The organism is Vibrio sp. 10N.222.55.C6 (assembly GCF_041473395.1).
Taxonomy (GTDB): Bacteria; Pseudomonadota; Gammaproteobacteria; order Enterobacterales; family Vibrionaceae; genus Vibrio; species Vibrio crassostreae_C.
In genome coordinates, this window is the sequence record NZ_JBFRSD010000024.1 from 82,092 (window position 1) to 89,988 (window position 7,897).

Sequence of the window (7,897 nt, forward strand, 5' to 3'; positions counted from 1 at the left end):
AGCTTTCTAGCTTTCTAGTTTCGTGCATCCTAGAGCAAAACGCCAACACTCGGTTGGCGTTTTGTTTATTTAGAGCCCCAAGTTCTAATGCTACTTTCGATTTACCCAAGCCCTATGATTCAAACTGCCATTCAATTGTATTTTGTTTTGATTCCCATTTTGAGAAATGAAAACTGCCCTAGAATTAAATAATCTAAACAACTGAAAAATAACGGTTATTTAATTGGCACAACTCCTGCAATCTCCTTGTGTAGTTAAACGTTTTAAAGAAGTTACTTCAAGAGAAACGTCAGAAAGGCGAAACAACAATTATAAAGGCAGGGTCCAAACTATGAATACGCATTTAACGAAGCATGGCAAAAAGATCATACACGTTGTTCAGCACCTTGCACCGGGTGGATTAGAAACCCTAACTCTGGATTTGCTCCGCCTTGCTAAACCAACAGACCAAGTGTTGATTGTCAGTTTAGAGGGTACTAAACAAGAGTCTATAAACAACTGGCCGAAGCTAGAGCCATACAAAAAGCAAATCGTCTTTTTGGATAAAGCACCAGGCGTACAATTCAATATCATTATTAAGCTAATTAAAGCCTTCAACGCGATTCGCCCTGATGTGGTTCATACCCATCATATTGGCCCACTGTTATACGCTGGTTATGCCGCTCGCGTAACCGGGGTTCCAACTCGAATCCATACCGAACATGACGCTTGGCATCTGAACAACAACAAACGTCGTCGATTACAAGCGCTTGCTTTAAAAGCTGCTCAACCAACGTTAGTTGCCGACGCGACACGTGTTTATAACCAACTACGCACTGCTTTTTCTTATGAGAACATCATTACCATCAAAAATGGCGTTGATTGTGAGAAGTTTAAGCCAATGTCGAAAGAACACGCGAGAGCAAAACTAAACCTGCCGACAGACAAACACATCATCGGTTGTGCAGGTCGACTAGAACATGTCAAAGGCCAAGACCAACTTATTAAAGCACTGACTCTTTTACCTGCAAACATGGTTGTCGCATTGGCTGGCGGCGGTACTAAACGCAATCAACTAGAGCAACTGACTAGCCGCTTGAATCTGAGTGACCGAGTCATCTTTCTTGGCTTAGTTGAAGACATGACCACGTTTTACGGAGCGTTGGATACGTTCTGCCTACCTTCACGCCACGAAGGGCTACCGCTTTCTACACTTGAAGCTCAAGCATGCAATATTCCAACCGTCGCAATGGACGTTGGTGCCGTCGATGAAACCTTATGTCCAGTCAGCGGCGCCCTCGTCAAAAGCGGCAGCATTGTGGGGTTAGCTAGTGCGCTATTAGAAAAGCAAAATGAACGTTTTTTGTCACCTCGTCGTTACGTACTCGAAAACTTCGACATCATCAAAATGGTTTCGTCTTACAACGATATATCAGAAGGAGCTTACGCATGATTGATTGGTTGCTTGCGGGACTTTGTTTGTTTTCAGGTGCGTTGATTGTCTATCATCACGCAGCCTACCCTTTGTTACTGCGTTGGTATGCGAAAAGCCACCCCGCACGCAAAGTTGAAGAGAGTCATCGTTGCTACAAAGAGGAGCAGCAAGATTGCACGTTGCCGACCATCACCGTTCTTGTTCCTGCATTTAACGAAGAACAGTGGATCGCAGACAAGATTCGTAACCTTGCTTCACTCGATTACCCAAAAAAGAAGTTGGAAGTCATTATCGCTTGCGATGGTTGCACTGATAACACAGTCGCCATTGCACAAATGACCATACAAGAAGCGATGTGCAGTGATGTCTATTTTGAGATACATGACCATCAAGTAAACCGAGGTAAAGTCGCGGTTGTTAATGAAGAAGTGACACGTATAACCAGTGATATCACGGCGATGAGTGATGTTTCTGCCCTTATTTCATTGGATGCTTTGCTTATAGCTGCCGCTCATTTTGAAAGTGACAAGGTTGGAGTGGTAAACGCAACGTATCAACTTTGTCCAACAGGCAATGAAGGCGAAAACACGTATTGGCAGTACCAAACCGCGGTTAAAGAGTCTGAGGCTTCGTTAGGTTCTAGCTTGGGTTCTCATGGCGCTTTCTACTTGTTTAGAACACACCTGTTTGAACTGCTTCCACTCAACACTATTAATGATGATTTCATCTTACCGATGCAAATCGTTAAACAAGGTTACATCGCCGAATACGAAACCCAAATGGTTGCATTAGAGCTAGAAGAATCGAACCTAGAAACAGACTTCAAAAGAAGACTTCGTATTTCAGCGGGCAACATGCAACAAGCGATTCGATTATTTGCCTTGTTCAGCCCGAAGTTTAAAGGCATCGCGTTTGCGTTCTTTTCAGGAAAAGGGCTTCGCCTACTCACTCCATATTTAATGATTGTGTGCTTAGTGTGCTCAATCTTACTTAGCAACTACTTGGTATTTGAAGCGCTGTTATGGGCTCAAGTTGCCGTTTATACCATTGGCGTCCTTGGCTGCATCTTGCCAAAGCGTCTAGTAAACAAACCTATTTCATTAATCTCTTATTTGATAGTTGGACACTACGCCAACTTCATTGGTGGCATTCGTTACCTAATCGGACTAGAAAACTCACCTTGGACACGAGCAAATCATTAAGGACTTATTATGATGAACATCGAACAGCTATCTACCCAAAACCTATACCAATACAAAATCTCACGTGCTAAACGTACTTTCGATTTTGTAAGCTCACTGATTGCTTTGATTTTGCTAGCGCCCGTATTTCCGTTGATTGCGATGGCGATTGCACTTACGTCTCGTGGTCCTATTTTCTACCGTCAACTGCGTGTTGGTAAATCGACACCGGAGAAAATGGCAATCTTTGAGATCATGAAGTTCCGTAGCATGTACGAAGATGCAGAAACTCGCTCTGGTGCAGTTTGGGCTACCGCGAATGACCCACGAATCACACCCGTTGGCCGCTTTTTAAGAAAGACACGTCTTGATGAGCTGCCACAACTGATCAATGTATTGAAAGGTGAAATGTCTCTAATTGGCCCACGTCCTGAACGCCCTACTTTTTACACCAAACTAGAGAACGAAATACCTTACTTTGCCGACCGCACATACGGTGTGATGCCTGGTATTACAGGGCTCGCACAAGTGAATCAAGGTTACGACACCTGTATTGATGATGTACGTCGTAAAGTAGGTTTTGACCACAGTTACGCACTAAGCCTATGTTCTGTTAAGTCTTGGATTGCCGCTGATCTGAGCATCATCTCTAAAACCATCATCGTAATGGTAGATGGTAGAGGTCGCTAAAACAGTATGGTCTAATGTGGATACAAAGCCTGTTTTCTATAAAGCCTTAGGGGGCGATTGGAAAGTCGCTAATGAAACACATAGTGCCGAATTAGCCCACGTTAACTAGACTCGCTGCTCTCGGTTCTCAGTTGAATGGTGTAATAAGGTTTCTTCCCTATCAATTGACGTAAACATTGGCAATGAATGTATAACGCAGATGTGGCTTGAGTTAGGGATTAGAAATTAAGAGCTGAGAGCTCAGAGTTAAGAATTAAGAGTTAAGACGAGAAAGCTTATATTCATAGAAAACCACAGCACTTTCGTCAGAGGCTTGCTCAACAAAACCTAGCTTTTTAAGTAAGTTGGCAGAGGCTATGTTTGAACGATCGACACCGCCAATCAGTGTGGACCATGACTCCGTTTTTGCGACTTCTGTGATGAAACTCTTCAGTAACTCACTCGCTAAACCCTTGCCCCAGAACTCTTCTGCAAGCAAGTAGCCAATATGAGCATCACTTTCGTCTTCTACATAAGCGAACAGAAAACCAATTAATTGATTATCGTTGGATTTCACTTGAAGTAAGCGGCTCTCCGACAACATTCGGTCGAGCCAAATTTCAGCCAGCTCACCTGACACAATACCATGAAAGTATGGTGGAAGGTTTTCAACGACTGACGGGATTAGAATGCCAGGTACTCGCTCAAGCAGAGCCGAACGTTCAGGAACAGTAAGTTCACCTGCGACTTCTTCTACTTTTAGTCTTTGAGTTTCAAACGAGATCGCCATGTGTCCTGCCCAATTTGATAAAAATGTGGATTATACACCTGAGTTCTCGTGTTGGCTTCGTTTCCAGGCTAAAGCAAACTAAAGAACAGCCACGCCTTCAACTTCAATCACTGAGTTAACATTTGCTCGCTCGATTATCTTGAGTAACGTCGTTTGAACTAACTCATTATCTCGGATTTCGGTTTCACAAGAAAAACGCTCTTCTTGAACACCATCGCCCTCACCCAGCATAAATTGAACCGCGACTTCCGTTGCGAGATCTTTGGTCGTCCCGTAATACGCTAACGTGATTTTTGGGTATCCGTGGTCGCCTTTTTTAACCTGCTTTGCGATACGTTTTTTGGCTTTATCTAAATTCATACAACTTCCTTTTAAGTTTGAAATACAAGGTGACTAGAACACCTTTTTAAACGGTAAGCAATACAATCAGCGTTGGTTATAGAGATTCCCTAGCCTCTTGATACTAATCAAGAGGGTACAGTCTTAGCACTTTAAAGAGTGATAGCTAGAACACAGAAAACCTGTTTAAGAAATATAATGACAACATATAAGAACTACGCGCCAAGAAGTGGGAGATGTTTTCGTTGCTGATAAGTTAAGGCTAACTCCAAGCACTGCTTGATTGGTGCCTTGGGAAGTGGTTCAGTCAGTTTCAAGACGATTGCACGATTACCTTGAAATACCAATGTGCCATCGTGCAATTCTCTGAATGTGTCGATTAGCTTCGTTTGGCAGTTAAAGAACAAGTAATAGTTGTTTGGCGATTTTAATTTCCAATCGATTCGAATTGGACTGCCCGTCTTAACGCTGTAACTCGGCTCGCCCCATTTCAGAGACTCTTCGACTTCACCTAAATCCAAATCAGAGCAAAGCTCAAAAATTAATGCACGCAACTCTTCAAGCCGAGCTCGAACATCATCGGGATACTCGTCGAAATGTGTTTTGATTGCTCTGTCCATTCAACCTCCGATTCATTTGTTGTGATATTAAAGTCCAGCTCACTTAAAGCATAGAACCTTAAACATTAGCCCAACTTTAAACGAAAAGTGCCAAGCCTAATAAATCATTTTTCGTTTATCTGTTCGTTAGCGGTTTCAAGGCCAGCTTTAAACCGTCCGTATCCTTACAACCAATGTAAACATGCTTTCCATTACTTAAGCTTAACTTCAACGCTGAACCTATCGATGCATTATACAACCAGCCATCGCTCAGCATTCGGATGCCAATACCTTGATACCACTTGCTTTGATAGAACGATGTCTCGGTAATGTCTGACACTTCTACATTCTTACGCAAAAAGCCAAAGCCGAAATACCAACTTAGTACATTGTCTTTGACCTCAATGGTCATGGAAAAAAAGAGCAAAGCAATTAAACCATTGATGGCGTGAGCGACTAATGTCCCGGGGTTATTATCCGAGGTAACGACAATGAAAGCACTTATCGCAACAAGGATGAGCAGCAATCCCTTGTTGGATTCCTTACTATAAAACACAGTGGCAACTCCTATAGACAACGAACAATCCACTAACTAGCCAACAGTTATCTTACTGCAGCCTTTCTAAATAATCGTAGTAAGTAATGCAGGCATACTCCCACAACCAAACCAAGTAGCATCGCCTTGATACTACCAACCCAAAGTATCAAGCCAGAATAACCTTGTCCCGGACCTAAGCCTTGTTTATTAATCACATCGACAAACATAAAACCGTTCCACAGCACATGCAGTGAGGCTGTAAATCCATGCACACAAATTGCGATGGTTCCAAGTAACTTGTACTTGCTAATGACTGGTGCGCCACAAAAAATGACAACAAGCGCAAAGGTAAAAATCAGAGGGCCAGACAATACTAAAGTGAGTGTGGTTACTTCAACGTGGCTCTCTATGCCATAACTGTATGTACAAAATACCATTGTCATTGAAAACAAAAGCGAAATGAGTGCGAACCATAGCGTTCTATTCATTGGGGTTCCCTGCCTTAATAGTGGGTTTAGGACAAATTCGATAATCGACAGGAAGAACTAATTACCAAAAATACGGCATGAGAAATGCCCTTGTTACACGACTATTCGATGGACAACTCAGACTTTCATAAACCCAATGTAACGTGAGACTTAGAACATAAGCTAGATAGCAAAAAGGCCACTCACCTTCGCGCCTGACTGCATACCTTTTTGAGCTTCTTGTTGAACCCAAATAACATTTTCATTTGAAGTGGGAACCTCAAACCAAGACCAAAACAGATCTAACATTTCAGGTGTCACTTCATAAGACTTGCCATTGAGTTCCGAGTTACGGTTAAATGCCCTCTCCTTACAAGCCTCAAACGGAACATCAAGGTAGTGAATTTCGCTGTCCACGCCTAGGTTTGATGCCCAGCTTATAAAAGAATCTCGGTCGGACTCACGCCAAAAACCCAAGTCAAAAATCACCGGAACACCCAAAGAAAAGAGCTGCATTGCAGAGTCCTTGAATAAACCTTGTAACGTAGCCAGTCGGCTATTAAAAACCTCACGCTCCATATGCTCGCCATACAAAGGAATCATCCACTCATCGATAGAGAAACGAAAGGCGCCATGCTTTTCTGCAAGCGCTTTAGAGTAAGTAGTTTTACCTGAGCCAATAAAGCCACATACGAAATAGATTTTAGTCATGATTCCTCTTTGCTTATAGGTAGATTTACGCAGACATCTAGCGGAAACACTAACTGGGAATGCCACACTTGAGGAATCACTCGAAAAGTTCCGTTAATCGTAATCCCTAAAATTACTGTTAACTTTATAAGTTATACTGCGATTATTAGCTTCTAACACTTCAATCGTTGCACCTTGATAACTAATAAAATGACTTTCGTTTAGATCGTACTCTACGTCAGTGGTGAACGGCATTCTTGCTGTGTTTCCACTAAATTCACGATAGGTAAAACGAATACGATTATCTATTTTCCCCGTATAAATTAAAGTTTGCTGAAATGCACTTGAATCATACATTTGTTTATCGTAAATGCGGCCTTGAACCTTCACATTGTCGAGGCTACTACAATCAGTTGCCTCTAACAGCAACCCCATACTAGGGTCGTATAGGCAAGCTAGTTCAGATTTTTCATTTACAACAAACATTGCCGAAGAAAAAGCTCCCGAAAACGCACTATCTTCATCAACGGGTTCAAAAATGGCTCTGTCTTTAGAGTTTCCGACATAACCTGTTTGTATATATTTATTAGGCATTAACGTTGCCAATGAAACCGAGACCTCGTTATATACATCTATAGCTCTTACTTCACTACTTAACCCCTGACGCAGCAAGTTCTCCCCTAAAGAAACCGTTACCTCACGATCCAAAGGAGGATAGCTGAACTTCTGAGGTACAGGTTGTTGATATGTGGGAGAGCCAGCACAACCAGTAACTGATGCTACAACGAAAATAATACCAAAACGCTTAATCATAAATATCTTAAATGTGTATAAGTTAGAAGTACTTATTATAAAGATTACCTTTATTTTGAGTAAGAGGTATTAATAAAGTGTTACACAAAACGAATGGTAAAAATCCTGCTTCTGAATACCAGTTAGTCCGAATAACCAAACACGGTGATAAATATTTGCGAACACTATTAGTTCACGGCGCAAGGACCGTGATTGCCAACCTTGGCGACAAGCAAGATAAGTTAAGTCAGTGGTGTCGAGGCGCTCTAGAACGAAGAGAAATGAAACGAGCGATAGTGGCACTTGCCGCGAAGAACGCACGAATTATATGGTCGCTTTTACACAATCAAACAGAATATGAAAACTATGCTGCTTAAGGAGAAATTTGAGCAGCATAAAGAGTTAAACCCACCGGGTC

9 protein-coding genes and 2 pseudogenes are annotated in these 7,897 nt (G+C 42.2%); 4 read left to right on the forward strand and 7 right to left on the reverse strand.

Features of this window, described 5'->3' with window-relative positions; genetic code table 11:
* The first annotated feature begins 331 nt into the window (after window positions 1-331).
* From AB4486_RS15500 to AB4486_RS15510, 3 genes are read left to right on the forward strand one after another with little or no spacing between them, the layout of a single operon-like run.
* Window positions 332-1,432, forward strand: a complete 1,101-nt coding sequence (locus AB4486_RS15500) for a glycosyltransferase (protein WP_017070860.1) — start codon at window positions 332-334, stop codon at window positions 1,430-1,432.
* The gene (locus AB4486_RS15505) at window positions 1,429-2,616 is read left to right on the forward strand and encodes a glycosyltransferase family 2 protein (protein ID WP_017059581.1); all 1,188 of its coding nucleotides are present in this window, start codon (window positions 1,429-1,431) and stop codon (window positions 2,614-2,616) included. Before AB4486_RS15500 ends, AB4486_RS15505 begins: the two co-directional genes overlap by 4 nt.
* A gap of 9 nt (window positions 2,617-2,625) precedes the next feature.
* Window positions 2,626-3,285: a sugar transferase gene (locus AB4486_RS15510; protein WP_017080501.1), complete on the forward strand. Its 660-nt coding sequence runs from the start codon at window positions 2,626-2,628 to the stop codon at window positions 3,283-3,285.
* A gap of 253 nt (window positions 3,286-3,538) precedes the next feature.
* Here the strand turns inward: AB4486_RS15510 and AB4486_RS15515 are convergent, their stop codons facing one another.
* The 7 genes and pseudogenes from AB4486_RS15515 to AB4486_RS15545 all read right to left on the reverse strand — a co-directional run bounded on the left by AB4486_RS15515 (window position 3,539) and on the right by AB4486_RS15545 (window position 7,500).
* Complete coding sequence (locus AB4486_RS15515; RefSeq protein ID WP_372117650.1) at window positions 3,539-4,054, reverse strand: GNAT family N-acetyltransferase; 516 nt, start codon at window positions 4,052-4,054, stop codon at window positions 3,539-3,541.
* Window positions 4,055-4,132: 78 nt separating this feature from the next.
* Complete coding sequence (locus AB4486_RS15520) at window positions 4,133-4,414, reverse strand: hypothetical protein (protein WP_017059577.1); 282 nt, start codon at window positions 4,412-4,414, stop codon at window positions 4,133-4,135.
* A 194-nt stretch (window positions 4,415-4,608) separates the two neighbouring features.
* Window positions 4,609-5,013, reverse strand: coding sequence for a DUF1801 domain-containing protein (locus AB4486_RS15525; RefSeq protein WP_372117653.1), 405 nt, complete (start codon window positions 5,011-5,013; stop codon window positions 4,609-4,611).
* Between the two features lie 104 nt (window positions 5,014-5,117).
* A pseudogene (locus AB4486_RS15530) lies at window positions 5,118-5,569 on the reverse strand (hypothetical protein).
* A 26-nt stretch (window positions 5,570-5,595) separates the two neighbouring features.
* Window positions 5,596-6,018 (reverse strand): hypothetical protein, encoded by a 423-nt coding sequence (locus AB4486_RS15535; protein ID WP_017063908.1) that lies wholly within the window; start codon window positions 6,016-6,018, stop codon window positions 5,596-5,598.
* A 162-nt stretch (window positions 6,019-6,180) separates the two neighbouring features.
* The gene (locus tag AB4486_RS15540) at window positions 6,181-6,708 is read right to left on the reverse strand and encodes an AAA family ATPase (RefSeq protein WP_372117656.1); all 528 of its coding nucleotides are present in this window, start codon (window positions 6,706-6,708) and stop codon (window positions 6,181-6,183) included.
* A gap of 93 nt (window positions 6,709-6,801) precedes the next feature.
* Window positions 6,802-7,500 (reverse strand): hypothetical protein, encoded by a 699-nt coding sequence (locus AB4486_RS15545; RefSeq protein ID WP_372117659.1) that lies wholly within the window; start codon window positions 7,498-7,500, stop codon window positions 6,802-6,804.
* Window positions 7,501-7,619: 119 nt separating this feature from the next.
* On the opposite strand from AB4486_RS15545, the pseudogene AB4486_RS15550 reads away from it, so the two are divergent.
* Window positions 7,620-7,856, forward strand: a pseudogene (locus tag AB4486_RS15550) (IS110 family transposase); the annotation flags it as partial.
* Window positions 7,857-7,897 lie beyond the last annotated feature (41 nt).